At 62.0% G+C, this 15,420-nt stretch carries 14 protein-coding genes, 1 tRNA gene and 1 pseudogene; 5 read left to right on the forward strand and 11 right to left on the reverse strand.

The window, feature by feature from the left end; genetic code table 11:
• Positions 1–106 precede the first annotated feature (106 nt).
• The 7 genes from QMX88_RS25580 to QMX88_RS25610 all read right to left on the reverse strand — a co-directional run bounded on the left by QMX88_RS25580 (position 107) and on the right by QMX88_RS25610 (position 5,321).
• Complete coding sequence (locus QMX88_RS25580; protein WP_122537871.1) at positions 107–400, reverse strand: DUF6388 family protein; 294 nt, start codon at positions 398–400, stop codon at positions 107–109.
• Positions 401–593: 193 nt separating this feature from the next.
• Positions 594–2,096, reverse strand: a complete 1,503-nt coding sequence (locus QMX88_RS25585; protein ID WP_282373057.1) for a purine-cytosine permease family protein — start codon at positions 2,094–2,096, stop codon at positions 594–596.
• A gap of 185 nt (positions 2,097–2,281) precedes the next feature.
• Positions 2,282–2,680 carry a YybH family protein gene (locus tag QMX88_RS25590; RefSeq protein ID WP_282373058.1) on the reverse strand — a complete coding sequence of 133 codons (399 nt, stop codon included), beginning with the start codon at positions 2,678–2,680 and terminating at the stop codon, positions 2,282–2,284.
• A gap of 172 nt (positions 2,681–2,852) precedes the next feature.
• Positions 2,853–3,269: a DUF4124 domain-containing protein gene (locus QMX88_RS25595; RefSeq protein WP_282373059.1), complete on the reverse strand. Its 417-nt coding sequence runs from the start codon at positions 3,267–3,269 to the stop codon at positions 2,853–2,855.
• Positions 3,270–3,354: 85 nt separating this feature from the next.
• Complete coding sequence (locus tag QMX88_RS25600) at positions 3,355–3,849, reverse strand: helix-turn-helix domain-containing protein (protein ID WP_192175023.1); 495 nt, start codon at positions 3,847–3,849, stop codon at positions 3,355–3,357.
• A gap of 468 nt (positions 3,850–4,317) precedes the next feature.
• Positions 4,318–4,407, reverse strand: a tRNA-Ser gene (locus QMX88_RS25605).
• Positions 4,408–4,571: 164 nt separating this feature from the next.
• Positions 4,572–5,321 (reverse strand): 3-oxoacyl-ACP reductase family protein, encoded by a 750-nt coding sequence (locus tag QMX88_RS25610; RefSeq protein ID WP_282373060.1) that lies wholly within the window; start codon positions 5,319–5,321, stop codon positions 4,572–4,574.
• Between the two features lie 119 nt (positions 5,322–5,440).
• On the opposite strand from QMX88_RS25610, the gene QMX88_RS25615 reads away from it, so the two are divergent.
• Together QMX88_RS25615 and QMX88_RS25620 are read left to right on the forward strand one after the other, a co-directional pair.
• Complete coding sequence (locus tag QMX88_RS25615; protein WP_282373068.1) at positions 5,441–6,364, forward strand: LysR family transcriptional regulator; 924 nt, start codon at positions 5,441–5,443, stop codon at positions 6,362–6,364.
• A 112-nt stretch (positions 6,365–6,476) separates the two neighbouring features.
• A complete protein-coding gene (locus tag QMX88_RS25620; protein ID WP_282373061.1) occupies positions 6,477–7,040 on the forward strand; it encodes a cysteine hydrolase family protein in 564 nt (187 codons plus the stop codon).
• A 6-nt stretch (positions 7,041–7,046) separates the two neighbouring features.
• Here the strand turns inward: QMX88_RS25620 and QMX88_RS29880 are convergent, their stop codons facing one another.
• The 3 genes and pseudogenes from QMX88_RS29880 to QMX88_RS25630 form a co-directional block, all read right to left on the reverse strand.
• Entirely contained in the window at positions 7,047–7,799 is a 753-nt protein-coding gene (locus QMX88_RS29880; RefSeq protein WP_442969493.1) for a methyl-accepting chemotaxis protein, read from the reverse strand.
• A gap of 105 nt (positions 7,800–7,904) precedes the next feature.
• Positions 7,905–9,044, reverse strand: a pseudogene (locus QMX88_RS29885) (HAMP domain-containing protein); the annotation flags it as partial.
• A gap of 279 nt (positions 9,045–9,323) precedes the next feature.
• Positions 9,324–10,769 (reverse strand): SulP family inorganic anion transporter, encoded by a 1,446-nt coding sequence (locus QMX88_RS25630; protein WP_282373063.1) that lies wholly within the window; start codon positions 10,767–10,769, stop codon positions 9,324–9,326.
• 203 nt (positions 10,770–10,972) lie between these two features.
• Here QMX88_RS25630 and QMX88_RS25635 point away from each other — a divergent pair, with 203 nt between their 5' ends.
• Together QMX88_RS25635 and zapE are read left to right on the forward strand one after the other, a co-directional pair.
• Positions 10,973–12,181: an MFS transporter gene (locus tag QMX88_RS25635; protein WP_282373064.1), complete on the forward strand. Its 1,209-nt coding sequence runs from the start codon at positions 10,973–10,975 to the stop codon at positions 12,179–12,181.
• Between the two features lie 9 nt (positions 12,182–12,190).
• The gene (zapE, locus tag QMX88_RS25640) at positions 12,191–13,312 is read left to right on the forward strand and encodes a cell division protein ZapE (RefSeq protein ID WP_282373065.1); all 1,122 of its coding nucleotides are present in this window, start codon (positions 12,191–12,193) and stop codon (positions 13,310–13,312) included.
• Between the two features lie 24 nt (positions 13,313–13,336).
• Here the strand turns inward: zapE and rarD are convergent, their stop codons facing one another.
• On the reverse strand, positions 13,337–14,221 hold the full coding sequence (gene rarD / locus QMX88_RS25645; RefSeq protein ID WP_282373066.1) for an EamA family transporter RarD: 885 nt from the start codon (positions 14,219–14,221) through the stop codon (positions 13,337–13,339).
• 305 nt (positions 14,222–14,526) lie between these two features.
• On the opposite strand from rarD, the gene QMX88_RS25650 reads away from it, so the two are divergent.
• Positions 14,527–15,168, forward strand: coding sequence for an HD domain-containing protein (locus QMX88_RS25650; protein ID WP_282373067.1), 642 nt, complete (start codon positions 14,527–14,529; stop codon positions 15,166–15,168).
• Positions 15,169–15,420: the final 252 nt, after the last annotated feature.

Here is a 15,420-nt window from a genome sequence, read left to right on the forward strand (position 1 = left end):
GACGTAACCCCCCCGGCAGGGCAAGGTAAAGCGCAAAGGATGACTGGCAAGTCAGGGGGCGGGGCGCCAGGCCTGGCGACCCTGAGATCAAGCGGAGAGGGCGCGGTTAAACCTCGACTTCGTTCAGTTCGCAGTACTCTTCCCAGTCCATGTCCAGTGCCTCGGCCGCTTCCTTGTGTGCAGCAAGGCGCAACTCCTTCAACTGCTCGGGGGTTTCGGCAATGAAAGTCAGCGCCAGCTCCCAGGTCGGGATGCCCAGATTTTCGGCTTCGTCTTCGAAGGCCCAGAGGGTCTGCTGTTGCTGCTCTTTCGGGCTCAAATCCTGGATCTCAGCCTGCAACATCGGATTGGTCACGATGTACTTCGCCAAGGCAGCTTCGGTCCAGTCGTTTGCGTTCATGCGGGGGTGATCTCCTGTGGGTCGAGCTGACGTGTTGCTGTGGGTGGGATGCTGAGGTGAGGGGCGATTGTGCGTGATGTAAATCACTGGCGCCAGCGGCACACGCCCCGTCGGTCGGGGTAGCCCCGTGCGCAGGCCGCCGAACAAAAAGGGCCCGCTTTGCAGCGAGCCCTCGGTCAACGGCGTCGGAATATCAACCGATCGCCATCGGCTTCTTCACATTGCGGTGTGCGTTATCACCCAGCAGCGGGTGAGGGCCGTGGGGGCCATACACCCCAACCGGTTCCGGAAAAGTGCGCAGCAAGGTGATGTACAGCAGCGCCGCCAGGCCAAGGGTGATCGGCAGGCTGATGTCGATGCCGCCCGCCAGATTGCCTAACGGACCGACAAACTGCCCCGGCAAGTTGACGAAGCACAGGCCCACCGCCGCGCTCGGAAGCCACGCGCCCAGGCCGCGCCAGTTCCAGCCGTGTTCGAACCAGTAATGGCCACCGCTCTGACCCCGCGTAAACACTTGCAGGTCCGCCGGGTGATAGAAGCCACGGCGAACGATCAGGCCGAGCACCATGATGACGATCCACGGCGAGGTGCAGGTGACGATCAGCACCGCGAAGGTCGAGACGCTTTGCACCAGATTGAACGCGAAACGGCCGATGAAGATGAAAGCGATGGCCGCGATGCCGATCAGAATTGTCGCCTGGGCACGATTGAGCAGGCGCGGAAACATGCTCGACATGTCCAGCCCGGTGCCATAGAGCGACGTCGTGCCGGTCGACATCCCGCCGATGATCGCGATCAGGCACACCGGCAGAAAGAACCAGCTGGGTGATACTGCCAGCAGGCCGCCGACGTAGTTGTTGTCGGTGATGTACTGCGGCGCCTGGGTGGCCACGATGGTCGCCGTGCAGAGCCCGAACAGAAACGGAATCAGCGTGCAGATCTGTGCCAGAAACACCGACGCCATGATGCGTTTTTTCGATGTCTGGTGTGGGATGTAGCGCGACCAGTCCCCGAGAAACGCACCGAACGACACCGGATTGCTCATCGCCAGAAGCGCCGCCCCGATGAACGCCGCCCAGAAGCCCTCGCTGCCCCGATTGACCGTGCCGGCGAAGCCCGCATCGAAGCTGCCACTAAACGCAAAGAGGCCAAGCAGGAACAACAGGCTTGAAGCGAACACCGCGATCTTGTTGACCCACAGCATGAAGCGGAAACCGTAGATGCACACCACCAGCACCAGCACGGCGAAAACGCCGTAGGCCAGCGCTAGGGTGATGTCGTTTTCCGGCAGGCCGACCATGCGTTTGGCGCCGCCGATCAACGCATCGCCAGAGCTCCAGACCGACAGCGAGAAGAACGCCACCGCCGTTAGCAGTGACAGAAACGAGCCGACAATGCGGCCGTGAACGCCAAAGTGCGCGCCGGAAGAAACCGCATTGTTGGTGCCGTTGAGGGCGCCGAACAAACCCATTGGCGCCAGGATGATCGACCCGAGCACGACCCCCAGCAGGATGGCCCAGACGCCGGCCTGGAACGACAGGCCGAACAGCACCGGAAAGCTGCCGAGCACCGCGGTGGCGAAGGTGTTGGCGCCGCCGAAGGTCAGACGAAATAGGTCGAGGGGCGCAGCGTCGCGCTGATGGTCAGGGATCTGTTCGACTCCGAAGGTTTCGATCGTGGTGGTGGGGTGAGCCATGGGATGTTCCTGCGCGCTGTCGTGTTGTTATAAGGCCGGCGCACAAGCGCTGGCCCGTTGTCTCGACCGGTGAACCCGATCGTGGCATTGGCAGTGGTCGGCATTGCGACCATGAATCAGGTCAAGCAGTGGTTGTGCGGGCGGCAGCCTCTCAGGGCCGCTCGCCATTTGATGGCACGTCCGGGCTAGCCCGTTTTCACCGACAGGTGTTCGTGGCAGGCCAGCCAGCGCGCGCCATAGTGCCGAAAGACAATGGTTTCGCGCTCGCTGAAATGGCTTTCTTCATCGCCGAAGCGGACGTGGGTGTCGACGTCGTGCATGAAAATCGCCACATCACCCTGGACGCTGATGTGCACGTTGCGCGATTGGCAACCGAGCACCGCAAAGCCGTCGGCCTGCCAGCCCGCCCACACATCGCGGTAAGCGGCGCGGGACAGCAGGGGGTCGGGGAGGGTGTGAAAGAGGAAGGTGGCGTCTTCGGCGAATGCGGCGAAGTAGGCCTCGGTGTCGTTGCGGGCGAACGCGTCGATCAGCGCTTGTGCGGCGTGTTGAACGGCGTCGTGGCGGGTGTCGGTGGAGGTCATGGCCGGCTCGTTTTTGTGATTCTGGCGATGGGGCCCGACTGTAAGCAGCTCTCACGGGGCGTCACATCGGCGCCGGTAAAAACTTAGTTCAGAAAATTGAGAAGTAATGGTGAGTGGCAAGCCTTAAGCGACAAGCCGCGATTCGCGTGCGAGCAGTAAGCAGGCGGCGCAGTCAGTTTCCTGAGGACTTCATCAGGCCGCTTTTGACGGGCTGACGAACACGGCCGCCGGAAGGATCGAAGCAGGCGCTTTCATAGCGAGGGGCGACGCACGTCGAGGGCAGGCCAGGGGGAGGCGGGCGGATGCTTTGCAGCCGGTCGGCAATTTCACGCTCGTTGGTGATGATCAACTTTCTGCGCCGGCTGACTTGCAAAATCTCGGTAGCGTTCTTGTTCAGGCGATAGGGAAAGTCGGTCTCCTCCCATTCGCTGGAAAGTCGAGACGGAGGCGGGCGCAGAGCTGTGGATTCGCCCACGTAGGTCGGGCAAGGGCTTTGGGCGAAACTGATCGCGCCATTGGCGGCGACGCACTTGAATACGTCGGCATTTGCCATGCCGCACAAGAGCAACGTCATGAACGCTGCGGACATTACTGGAAATCTGCTCATCGAAACCTCCCTGGATGGCGCAAGGCTACCATCCGAGAGGTGCAGTTGTCAGTGACCCTGATCGGGATCAGTGGGTTTCGTGGGCGGCTTTCTGGACTTTCGCCAACGCCAGGGCCGCGAACATGTCAGCGTCGCCCTGCAACACCTTCAGGTGATCTTCGACATGATCGGCGCTCGAGCGCGGCGCTTCGGAGTCAACCAGTCGGGTCACTTCGCACAACGCATTCGCCGTGATCCACAGGCTCTGGCGCAATTGGCTGATGATTTTCACCATGCTTTCCGAGCTGTCGAGATCGGCTTCACTCTCCGACTCTTCATGGGTCTGCATCGTCGAAAACGAGGGCAATTCAACGCGGGCCGAGGCCTCTACTCCCGTGACGACGCGGGTAATGTCCACGCCGGCGGCGGCGATCTTGAACAGATAATCTGCCCTGGGCAGTCGCTGCCCGCTTTCGTAATGCCCCTGAGCGTTGGCTTCCACGCCACCGATGGCGCCCAGTGCGCTTTGTGTCAATTTCAGACGTTTTCTTTCTTGGCGCAAACGTTTACCGATGCCATTCATCACCTTCTCCTGCGAATTCGCACCCTGCGTGTGTCTCTCGCGGGTGCGCAATGGGGGCCGGAATACGGACTGTTTTTTTGTGTGTAGCGCTAGTCGTGTACGGGAATTGAATTCATTCACACAGTACGACGGGTAGACCTTAGCTGCTCAGACACCCAAATGGCGATTTTTCCGACGCTTTGCGTGGAAAAATCAACGCGGGACGATTCTAGTTAGTCCGGTGGGTGGGGTCACGTGGTCGTTTGCTGGGTGGGGTGGCTCGGGGCAAGAGCAGACACATCACTGGTCTACCAGTCGATGCAGGAACTGGGGGGGAGCTTGCTCGCGAAGAGAAGTTTTGGCCGGAGAAGATCTGGCGGTCGACATGCCGTCTTCGTGAGCAAGCTCACTCCCACATAGACGAAATTTGTCGAGAGACACAAACAAAAATCCCCGCACGCCATAAGCGCTGCGGGGATCTTTTTAATGTGGCGGTGAAGGAGAGATTCGAACTCTCGATACAATTTCTTGTATACACACTTTCCAGGCGTGCTCCTTAAGCCACTCGGACACTTCACCGTATCTCTTCAGACGTTCAGTCTGTCGAGGCGCGCTAATGTAGTCGAAAGCTTTGGCGAAGGCAAAACTTTTTTTCAGAATTTTCATGCGGTTAAGCAAAAAGCGCGCAGCCCCTTGTGCTCATAAAGGTCCGGGGCTTTGCGTTGAAGGCGAGAGCGCTGGGATCAGGCGCCGAAGCCGCCGTCGATGGTCAGGCTGGCGCCGGTGACGTAGCCCGCTTCGGGGCCGGCGAGGTAGGCGACCATGGCGGCGATTTCTTCGGACTTGCCGTAGCGAGGGATGGCCATCAGGCCCATCAGTGTTTCGGCGAAGTCGCTGTCGGCCGGGTTCATGTCGGTGTCGACCGGGCCGGGCTGGACGTTGTTGATGGTGATGCCGCGCGGGCCGAGGTCGCGGGCCAGGCCTTTGGTCAGGCCGACCAGCGCCGACTTGCTCATGGCGTAGACGCCGCCACCGGCGAAGGGCATGCGGTCGGCGTTGGTGCTGCCGATGTTGATGATGCGACCGCCCTCTTTCATGTGTCGCGCCGCCTCCTGACTGGCGATGAACACGCTGCGTACGTTGATGGCCAGGGTTCGGTCGAAATCTTCGAGGGTGAACGCTTCGAGCGGCGCAATGGCCAGCACACCGGCGTTGTTGACGAGGATGTCGAGGCCGCCGAACGTTCCAACGGTCTTGGCGACGGCGCTGCGGATGTCTTCGGCGTTGGCGCTGTCGGCCTTGATGGCCAGGGCTTTGCCGCCGGCTGCGGTGATGCTGTCCTGCAACTCTTGCGCCTTGGCTTCCGAGCTGACGAAGGTGAAGGCCACTGCTGCGCCTTGTTCGACCAGCCGTTTGACGATCGCAGCGCCGATGCCGCGTGAGCCGCCTTGGACCAGTGCTGTTTTGCCGATCAAATTGGTGGGATGCGTCATGTCGATCTCCGGTGAATGTGAGGAGTGGGTGGATGGGCACGAGTATCTGCCGACGATTACCCGCGCGGTAGCCGGTAATCGAGATAGTCTGTGTAAACCGGAAGTTGTGAGTGAGTGCGATGGAAAACTTCAGCAGCATCGAATGCTTCGTGCGCAGTGCCGAGGTCGGCAGCTTTGCCGAGGCGGCGCGGCGCCTGAGCCTGACCCCCGCTGCCGTGGGCAAGAGCGTCGCCAAACTTGAGGCGAAGCTGGGCGTGAGACTGTTCCAGCGCAGCACGCGCAAGTTGACGCTCACAGAAGCGGGCCATCGGTTTCTCGGCGAAGTCAGCGCCAGCCTCAACACCATCCAGAACGCTGTCGCCAACCTGGCCAGCGCCGAGGGCAGTCCCGCCGGCACGTTGAAAGTCAGCGTCGGCACCATGTTCGGCTGCCTATATGTGGTGCCGCTGCTGGCCGATTTTCTGCTGCGTTACCCAGCCATCACCCCCGACTGGCATTTCGATAACCGGCAGGTGGACCTGATCGGCCAAGGCTTTGACGCCGCCATCGGCGGTGGATTCGATCTGCCCCAGGGCGTTGTCGCGCGCAACCTGGCGCCCGCTCACCGCGTGCTGGTGGCGTCGCCGGAATGGGTGGACGCCCACGAAGGCATCACGCACCCGGACGATTTGCACGACTGTGACGGCATTCTGATCCGTTCGCCGCAAACCGGGCGGATTCGGTCCTGGCCGTTGAGCCATCGCAGCCATGAGCAAAGCCCATTGCGCATGAAGGTGCGCATGACCCTGAGCGATTCCGAGGCTGCTTGCCGCGCGGCGACTCAAAGTCTGGGCGTCGCGCTGGTGAGCATGCCGTTTGCCCTGCCGTACCTGCGCAGCGGTGCGCTGCAACGGGTGCTCCCGGAGTGGTATGTCGAGGACGGCAACATTTCCATCTATTACAGTGGGCACAAGCTACTGCCGGGCAAGACCCGTGCATTCGTCGACTTCATCATCGAGCAGTTCGCCGAACAGCAATGGGCGCAGCATTTCAGTGCCGTTTAATTAGGCAAACAATAGCCGCTGACGCAGCCCCGTAGGAGCGCGGTCACAGTGAATTCAGCGTCAAACAATCAGCAAAGCGGGGTACGCCCCTCCAGTCATGAAAGGAAGAGCAGTGGACATCCAACCGAAAGCCGCGCTGGTCCTCATCGACATGCAGCAGGGCATCAACCACCCCAAGCTGGGGCGGCGCAACAACCCTGACGCCGAGCAGCGGATGCTGGAACTGCTGAGCGCCTGGCGCGACAGCGGGCGAACGGTGATTCATGTGCGGCATTTCTCCCGCTCACCGGACTCGGTGTTCTGGCCGCAGCAATCAGGTGTCGAGTTTCAACCGGCGTTTATGCCGTGGGACGACGAAGGCGAGCTGCACAAACAGGTGCCCGATGCGTTCTGCCATTCGGCACTTGAGGGTTGGTTGCGTGCGGACGGAATCAATCAGGTGGTGATCGTCGGCGTGGTGACCAACAATTCCGTGGAGTCGACCGCGCGCGCCGGCGGCAACCTCGGTTTCGAGGTCATCGTGCCCCATGACGCCTGCTTCACCTTCGACGGCGCGGACTTCTTCGGTCAGCCACGCACTGCCGAGGACATCCACGCCATGTCGCTGGCCAACCTGCACGGTGAGTACGCGCAGGTGGTGGCGACCGAGGCTATTTTGCGCGCCTGCGCACCGTGACCGTGTTCAGAGACGGAAGCGCGCCATCTGCGCCCCAAGGTGTTCGGCCTGTTCCGACAGCTTCAGGCAATCTTCCCGGCAGGCTTTGACATCGCTGACCGTTGACTGGGCCAGGTCGGCAATGCCTTGCACGTTGCGGTTGATCTCTTCCGTCACGGTGCTCTGTTCCTCGGTGGCGGCGGCGACCTGCTGGTTGCGATCGGTGAGTTCTTCGACATGGCCGGCAATCGCATCCAGCGAATTACCGGTGCGACGGCTGGCTTCGACGCCGGTGCCGGTGGCCGCTTGTCCGGCGCGCATCGAGGTGACGGCTTGGTCGGCACCGCTCTTGAGCTCGCCCATCATTTGCTGGATCTCCGAGGTAGCGCTCTGGGTACGGCCGGCGAGGGTGCGAACTTCATCGGCGACCACGGCGAAGCCCCGGCCCATCTCGCCGGCACGGGCCGCTTCGATGGCCGCGTTCAGCGCCAGCAGATTGGTCTGCTCGGAGATGCTGCGAATGACGCTCAGCACCTGATCGATGGTGGAAATCTGCGTCGCCAGGGTTTCCACCGCGCCAGCCGCCGTGCCGACGCCGTCGGACATGCTCTGAATATGCCCGAGGGATTCACCCACCACCTTTTTCGCGGACATCGCTTCCTGATGGGTACTACGCGAGACGTCGGCAGCGGCGCCCGCATTTCGCGCGATTTCCTGCACGGTCAGGCCCATTTCATGAACGGCGGTGGCGACCATGTCAGTCATCTGCTGTTGCTGCATCGCACGGGTTGAAGTGCTGTCGACCACGCGGGTGACGTCCACCACGCTGTGGCGCAATTGCTCGCTGGTCCTGAGCGCATCGCCGATCAGCAAACGCAGGCTTTCGATGAATCGATTGAAGCCACGGGCCAGATCGCCCAGCTCGTTCGCACGGCTGTCATCCAGACGTCGGGTCAGGTCGCCCTGGCCCCCGCCGATGTCCACCAGCGCCGTCGTCACCTGCTGGATCGGACGGACAATGCCGCGGGCAATCCAGGCGACGAAGCCGAGGAAGCACAACACCACCGCCAGACTGATCGCCGAAATGGTCCGCAACGCATCCTTGGCCGGGCCATAGACTTCGGCCAGTGGCACCTCGCTCACCAGCGTCCACCCCAGCGAGGCGACGGGTTTGGCGACCGCCACGTACGCCTCGCCATTGCGTTCGAATTCCAGCGCCTGACCGTTTCCTTTACCTGCCAGCAGGTTGCGCGCTGCGGCGTCGCCCACCAATTGGGTGAGGGATTGGCGATCGTTCAGCTCGGCGTTCGGGTGGACTTTGACCTGTCCGTCCTGGCTGACCAGATACACCTGGCCGTGCTCGCCGAAGTGGAAGTCACGGACCATCTGCGACAGCGCGCTCATGCTGAAACCCAGTCCGGCCACGCCGACCACGGTGCCGTTGTGCTCGATGCGCTGATTAATGAACAGCGTCGGCACCTTGGTCGTGGCATCAATATCGATCTCCAGCGAGCGCTGCTTGTTGCTGTCGAGAAACCCGTAGAACCAGCCGTTCTCCGCCGGGCCGCGCTGGAGGGTGCGATCGGCGCCTTTGTTGGTGATGTAGTGGCCGCTGTCCTTGGCGACGATGAAGGTCGTCAGCGCGTTGTGCTGTTGCTGCACCTTCGCCAGATAACGAATGAATGCAGGCTGTTGGGCGGCATCCTCGCCGTTGGCGAGCCATTCGGAGACCAGCGTGTTGTCACCGATGTCGCTGGCTGCCGTCAGAGGCGCCGCCAGTAACCGTTCGAGATCGTTGCGGATCGCGTCGACGCTGGCTGGCATCGCCTGCTGCAACAGGTAGCGGTCGGTCAGTTTGTTCAGCGCGAAGGCGTAGATGGCGATCACGATCAGGCTGCTGATCACCAACGCGGCCCCCATGCTCAATGTCAGCTGCCACTGAATACTCTTTCGCCAGACAGGCATAGAAAACTCCGCAAAACCAAAGCGCACAACCAGAACGGAACAGTGCTGATGGCTTGCCATGAGCAATTACCGGGCCACGGAGCTGATCAAGTGGTCAACTTGCCCCGGGCGGCTGGCCTTGCGCCACTTGGGGCCTGAATGTGAGGGCGTTGCGGATGATTATGAAAAGACTGCGCGGCGGGTTGTGTACAAAAAGTGAGTCTTTTTGGAACAAATTCCTGGCCGGTGCGCAGAAAAGTGGCGAGCCCTCGTCGCTGGATGAGCCCTGCGCCAGTTACCTGACGCGCAGTGCCGAGCCGTCACGCCCTGCGCCGCGCATCCTTCGGCGGGTGACTCGCCTCAAGCGTGCTGCACGCCCGCGCGCTTGAGCAGTTTTTTGCAACGCTCCGACAGATGCACCACGCGCAGGTGCTTGCCCGCCTTTTGATACCGCTCGCGCAGGGTTTTCAGCGCGGCGATCGCCGAATAGTCCACGAAGATCAGATGACGGCAATCCAGCGTGACCTGCTGCGGATCGTTGAGGTGATCGAACTGATCGAGGAATGGCGTGGTGGAGGCGAAGAACAGCGTGCCGTGGAGGTGATACATCTTGCTGCCGTTGGGCTCGATGTGGCTGTCGGCGTACAGCTCGCGGGCCTGTTGCCAGGCGAAGTTCAGCGCCGCGATGAGGATGCCGAACAGCACTGCCGTGGCCAAGTCGGTGAGGACAGTCACGATGGTCACGGCGATGATTGCGAAGACATCGTTCAGCGGCACTTTGCGCAGCACCCGCAGCGAGGCCCAGGCGAAAGTCTGCTGGGCCACCACGAACATCACGCCGACCAGCGCCGCCAGCGGAATGCGCTCGATGAGGGGCGACAGGAACAGCACGAACATCAGGATCATCACGCCGGCGACGATGCCCGACAGGCGACCGCGGCCGCCGGAGCTGAGGTTGATGACCGTCTGGCCGATCATTGCGCAGCCGCCCATGCCGCCGCACAGGCCGGACGCCAGGTTCGCCACGCCGAGGGCGACGCACTCGCGGTCGGGGTAGCCGCGGCTTTCGGTGATTTCATCGGTGAGGTTCAGGGTCAGCAGGGTTTCCAGCAGGCCGACCAGCGCCATCAGGATCGCGTAGGGCGCGATGATGCGCAGGGTGTCCAGATTCCACGGCACGTCCGGCAGCGACAGGGCCGGCAGTCCGCCAGCGATGTGCGCCATGTCGCCGAGGGTGCGCGTCGGCAGGTCGAACAGATACACCAGCAGACCGACGCCGAGGATGGCGACCAGCGCCGGCGGCACCGATCGGGTCAGGCGCGGCAGCAGGTACACCACCGCCATGGTCATCGCCACCAGGCCAATCATCAGGTACAGCGGCGTACCACTGAGCCAGGTTTCGCCGCTTTTGAAATGCTCCAGCTGCGCCATGGCGATGACGATCGCGAGGCCGTTGACGAACCCGAGCATGACCGGATACGGCACCATCCGCACCAGTTTGCCCAGGCGCAGCAGCCCGAACGCGATCATCACCAACCCGCCCAGCAACACCGTCGCCAGCAGGTACTGCACGCCGTGCTGCACCACCAGCGCCACGATGACCACGGCCATCGAACCCGCCGCACCCGAGACCATGCCGGGACGCCCGCCGAACAGCGCGGTCAGCGTGCAGATAATAAAGGCCCCGTATAGGCCCATCAGTGGATTGAGGTGCGCGACCAGCGCGAAGGCGATGCACTCGGGCACCAGAGCGAAAGAGGTGGTGAGTCCGGCGAGGACATCGGCGCGAAGACGGGCGGGTTTCATTGAGTACCTAGCGGGCGGCGTGCAAAAGGAGGGGATGTTACGGAATGTGAACGCAGACGGCCAGTTGGGGAAATGCCGCACCCTGCCAGGTTCACTCATTCTTCAGGTGTCCTGTCGCGGCCGATTGTGTAACGATGTTTGACTCAAACAGCTCGCCGAGTCCTGTGATCAAGGCTCGGCACGTCATCAAGGACAGAACACGGATGCTCGCTGCGCTCAGACACTACCCGGCTTCAGTCAATCTCCTGCTTTCGTCGTCGTTGTTTCTGACGCTGGGCAGGGCGATCACCCTGCCGTATCTGGTGATTTACCTGTCTTCGAATTTCGTCCTGAGCATGAGCGACATCGGCATGGTCGTCGGCGGGGCGCTGATTGTCGGCTCGTTGCTGAGCCTGTACGGCGGCTACCTCACCGACAAACTGTCCAGCTACCGGTTGATTCTGTGCTTCACCGGGTTCTTCGTCGCCGGCTTCATCGGCATGTGCGTGACCAGCAAGCTGTGGCTGTTTTTCCTGTTTCTGGTGTCGTTCAATTTCGCGTATTCGGTCATCGATATCGTAGTCAAGGCCGCGTTCGGCAAGCTGTTGCCGGTGGGCGATCAGAGCAAAGTCTTCTCGGTGCGATACACGCTGATCAACATCGGCTATGCGGTCGGGCCGTTCATTGGCGCCGGGTTGGCCCACTGGAACATGAAGCTGCCATTTGTGATGTCGGCGGCGCTGGGCCTGGGCTTCTTGCTGGTCTACGCAATGTACGGGGACCGCAAGCTGAGTTCAGCGGACCCGGCCAATGCGCCAGTTTCCTTCATCGCCGTCGGACGCATCCTGCTCAAGGACTACCGGCTGGTGTGCTTCACCGTCGGCGGCGTGCTCAGCGCGGTGGTGTTCGGGCAGTTCACCGCGTACCTGTCGCAATACCTGGTCACCACCAGCACGCCGGAATTCACCTATCAGGTCATCAGCTCGGTGGTCGCGGTAAACGCGGCGGTGGTGATCTGCTTGCAGTACCTGGTCGGCAAACGCATCAGCCATCAGTACCTGAATCAGTGGCTGACCGCAGGTTTCAGCCTGTTCCTGATGGGCGTGGTCGGGTTTGCGCTTTCGACCACGGTGCTGCACTGGTCGCTGGCGGTGGCGGTGTTCACCCTCGGCGAGATCATCGTGTTCCCGGCCGAGTACATGTTCATCGACCGCATCGCGCCGACCCATTTGCGCGGCATGTATTACGGCGCGCAGAACCTCTCCAACCTCGGCGGCGCACTGGGGCCGGTGTTGTGCGGTTTCGCCCTGGCGACCCAGTCGGCGCATTTCATGTTTTACATGCTGGCGGCCTTCATCATCGCCGGCGGCTGTTTCTATCTGCTGGGCGCCTCTTATTCCAGACGCCACGATCAATCTTCCACTGCCGAATGAAGCGTTTCGATGACCGTTCTGTCTCCACTTGAAGCCTGGCAGCAGGCCGTTGATGCCCAGGGTTTTCAGCCGGACGAGGCGCAGCGCAATGCCGCGCTGCACATGCAGGCGTGCTGGCAGGCGCTGATCGACGGCAAGCGCGGCGGCGCGGTCAAAGGCGTTTACCTGTGGGGCCCGGTGGGGCGCGGCAAGACCTGGCTCATGGACCGTTTTTACGACAGCCTGCAGGTCCCGGCCCGGCGCCAGCATTTTCATCACTTCATGCGCTGGGTGCATCAACGCCTGTTCCAGCTCACCGGCGTGGCCAAACCGCTGCAGGTGCTGGCCCGGGAACTGGCCCAGGACGTGCGCGTGTTGTGTTTCGACGAGTTGTTCGTCAACGACATCGGCGACGCAGTGATTCTCGGCGGCCTGTTGCGCGCCATGTTTGATGAGGGCGTGGTGCTGGTCTGCACCTCCAATCAATTGCCCGAACAGCTGTACGCCACTGGTCATAACCGCGAGCGTTTCGTGCCCGCGATCACGGCGATCAACCAGTTCATGGAGGTGGTCTCGGTCGACGGCGGCGAGGACCACCGGCTGCATCCCGGTCAGGCGCAGCAGCGCTACTGGGTGAAGACGGAGCAGGGGCCGAGCGCGTTGGTGGAGGTATTCGAAGCGCTGAGCAGCGGTGAGTCGGTGTCGATTCAGCCGGTGCCGCTGGGTCGTCGCCATGTGCCGGTGGTGCGCAGCAGTCGAACGGTGATCTGGTGCCGCTATGCCGACGTGTGCGAGCAACCGCTGGCGGCGATGGATTTCATCGAGCTGTGCGATCGCTACAAAGCGGTCTTGTTGAGTGAAGTGCCGGCGTTGAGCGCACCCCAGCGCGAGGGGCGCATTGCCCGTGGTACCGAGGATGGCGTTGAACAGGTCACCGCGGGGGACCGCGAACTGCCGCAGCTGTCGCCCTATGACGATGGCGTGCGGCGTTTCATTGCGCTGGTGGACGAGTGCTATGACCGCAAGGTGCCGCTGTACATCGAAGCCGCGATGCCGATGGCCGAGCTGTACACCGAAGGCTATCTGGCGTTCGCGTTTCGACGCACGCTGAGCCGCTTGCAGGAGATGCAGCTGGCGCGGTTCGGTCATTAACCCTGCTCACCCGCAAACTTCAATTCAAACGCTGTTGCGTCGGCGCTGGGCCAACACATGCTTGGCGCCTTCCCCCACCAGGACCATGACCGCCAGCCAGATGGGCAGGTAGGTCATCCATTCGTCGCGGCCGATGGATTCGCCCAGCAGCAGGGCGACACCGACCAGCAGCACCGGCTCGACGTAGCTCAGCAGGCCGAACACGCTGAACGCCAGCAGGCGGCTGGCGAGAATGTAGCTGACCAGTGCCAACGCACTGATCGCCCCCAACACCGGAATCAGCACATAGAAGCGTGGGAATTGTTCCACCACCGACGGGTTGCCCTGGCAGATGAACACCACGGCGACGGGCAGGATCAGCAGCATGTCCCACCACAGACCGCCGAGGTTGTCGGTCTTGAGCTTGCGCCGCAGCACGAAGTACAGCGGATAACCCAGGCAGACGACCAGGGTTTCCCAGGAAAAACTGCCCAGGCGCAGCAGCTCGTTGCCCACACCAACCAGCGCGCAGCAGGCGGCGATTTTCTGCAGGTGCGACAGGTGCTCGCCGTACACCACACGTCCGGTGAGGATCATGGTCAGCGGCAGCAGAAAATACCCCAACGACACCTCCAGACTGCGGCCGTGCAGCGGCGCCCACATGAACAGCAACAGCTGCGCGCCCATCAACGTCGCCGACAGCGCCATGCCCGCCAGCAATGCAGGCGTCTGGCGCACCCGGACGCCGAGGGCGCGGGCCAGTTTCCAGTCGCCGCTGGAGAGCATGAACAGGGTCACGCAGGGCAGGGTCAGCAGCATGCGCCAACCGAAGATTTCTTCACCGCTCAATGGCGTGAGGAGTGAGGTGTAGTAGTACATGACCGCGAACAGGCAGGAGGCCATGACCGATAACGCAACGCCCTTGTACACGGGGGCTCCTTGTTTTCGATACATCAGGTGTGGGGTGCAGGAATGCTTTGATCGGCGGGCTCTGATGGCGCGCTTTGAGGGCACTTTTTAAAGCGCTTTTTGAGGCGTAGCGCACTGCAACGGCGCAGAGTTTATCCGAGGTCAGGCGGGCGGTCCGCAGCAATCTGGTAAACCGCAGGTGGGCTGGCAGTAAACGATGCACGTTTGGCAGAGAACGAGACCGCGCGCCGATTGAGCCGGTATGCGCCGTCGCCCAGACTTCTCTTCAACGCGCCACACCGGTGCGGCCGCTGGAGAGACTTCCCATGACTCAATCAATTGCTGGCATCAAGATCCCCGACAGCGCGCTGGCCCGCGCTACGACCGAGTACATCCGCGAGCAGGAGGACGATTTGCTGTTTCATCACTCGCGCCGGGTGTTTTTGTGGGGGGCGCTGACGGGGGAGCGCAAGGGGCTGAAATATGACGCCGAGCAGCTATACGTCGGGGCGATGTTTCATGACGTGGGGCTGGTGGAGCGGCATCGCAGTGCGGACCTGCGTTTCGAGGTGGATTCGGCCAATGCGGCGCGGGCGTTCATGCAGCCCTTTGGGTTGTCCGAGGGGGATGTGGAGCAGGTGTGGTTGTCGATTGCGCTGCACACGACGCCGGGCGTGCCGGAGCATTTGCGGCCGAACGTGGCGTTGGTGACGGCGGGCGTGGAGATGGATGTGTTGGGGATCAATTATGGGGAGTTCAGCGATGAGCAGCGGGAGGTGGTGACCCATGCTCACCCGCGCGGGGAGGATTTCAAGGGGTGCATTTTGTGTGCGTTTGCTGATGGGTTTCGGCATAAGCCTGATACGACGTTCGGGACGGTGAATGCGGATGTGTTGGTGGATGAGGATCCGACGTTCAAGCCGCTGAATTTTGTGGAGATTATTCGGCGGTCGCCTTGGAAGGCGTGATCTGGTTCAACGTCCTTAAGATCAAGGGCGTCTGCCTGGGGGCAGACGTTTCGCCTTCGGCGAGTTACTTGGAAAAGCACCCCAAGTAACCAAGGGTGCTTGCTCTCGGTTTGGCCCTTCCTTCGTCAGGGTTCCTTCACTCCGGTCTCGCTCCGTGGGCCCGCCGCCATCCGCCATCCATGGCGGGGGGCGGCTCTCGCGGCATCCATGCCGCTCGGCCCACTCCGCGAGACCTGCGTTCAGCCTGCACCC

The sequence above is a fragment of the Pseudomonas sp. PS02290 genome, assembly GCF_029960075.1.
In the GTDB taxonomy this organism is placed as follows: domain Bacteria; phylum Pseudomonadota; class Gammaproteobacteria; order Pseudomonadales; family Pseudomonadaceae; genus Aquipseudomonas.

Bases quoted from the DNA above. Each gene is read 5' to 3' on its own strand.
- QMX88_RS25580 (WP_122537871.1), bottom strand. From the start codon at position 400: ATGAACGCAAACGACTGGACCGAAGCTGCCTTGGCGAAGTACATCGTG.
- QMX88_RS25600 (WP_192175023.1), bottom strand. From the start codon at position 3,849: ATGAATGGCATCGGTAAACGTTTGCGCCAAGAAAGAAAACGTCTGAAA.
- QMX88_RS25635 (WP_282373064.1), top strand. From the start codon at position 10,973: ATGCTCGCTGCGCTCAGACACTACCCGGCTTCAGTCAATCTCCTGCTT.
- QMX88_RS25650 (WP_282373067.1), top strand. From the start codon at position 14,527: ATGACTCAATCAATTGCTGGCATCAAGATCCCCGACAGCGCGCTGGCC.
- QMX88_RS25595 (WP_282373059.1), bottom strand. From the start codon at position 3,269: ATGTCCGCAGCGTTCATGACGTTGCTCTTGTGCGGCATGGCAAATGCC.
- QMX88_RS25615 (WP_282373068.1), top strand. From the start codon at position 5,441: ATGGAAAACTTCAGCAGCATCGAATGCTTCGTGCGCAGTGCCGAGGTC.
- QMX88_RS25590 (WP_282373058.1), bottom strand. From the start codon at position 2,680: ATGACCTCCACCGACACCCGCCACGACGCCGTTCAACACGCCGCACAA.
- QMX88_RS25610 (WP_282373060.1), bottom strand. From the start codon at position 5,321: ATGACGCATCCCACCAATTTGATCGGCAAAACAGCACTGGTCCAAGGC.
- QMX88_RS25585 (WP_282373057.1), bottom strand. From the start codon at position 2,096: ATGGCTCACCCCACCACCACGATCGAAACCTTCGGAGTCGAACAGATC.
- QMX88_RS25630 (WP_282373063.1), bottom strand. From the start codon at position 10,769: ATGAAACCCGCCCGTCTTCGCGCCGATGTCCTCGCCGGACTCACCACC.
- QMX88_RS29880 (WP_442969493.1), bottom strand. From the start codon at position 7,799: ATGCAGCAACAGCAGATGACTGACATGGTCGCCACCGCCGTTCATGAA.
- zapE (WP_282373065.1), top strand. From the start codon at position 12,191: ATGACCGTTCTGTCTCCACTTGAAGCCTGGCAGCAGGCCGTTGATGCC.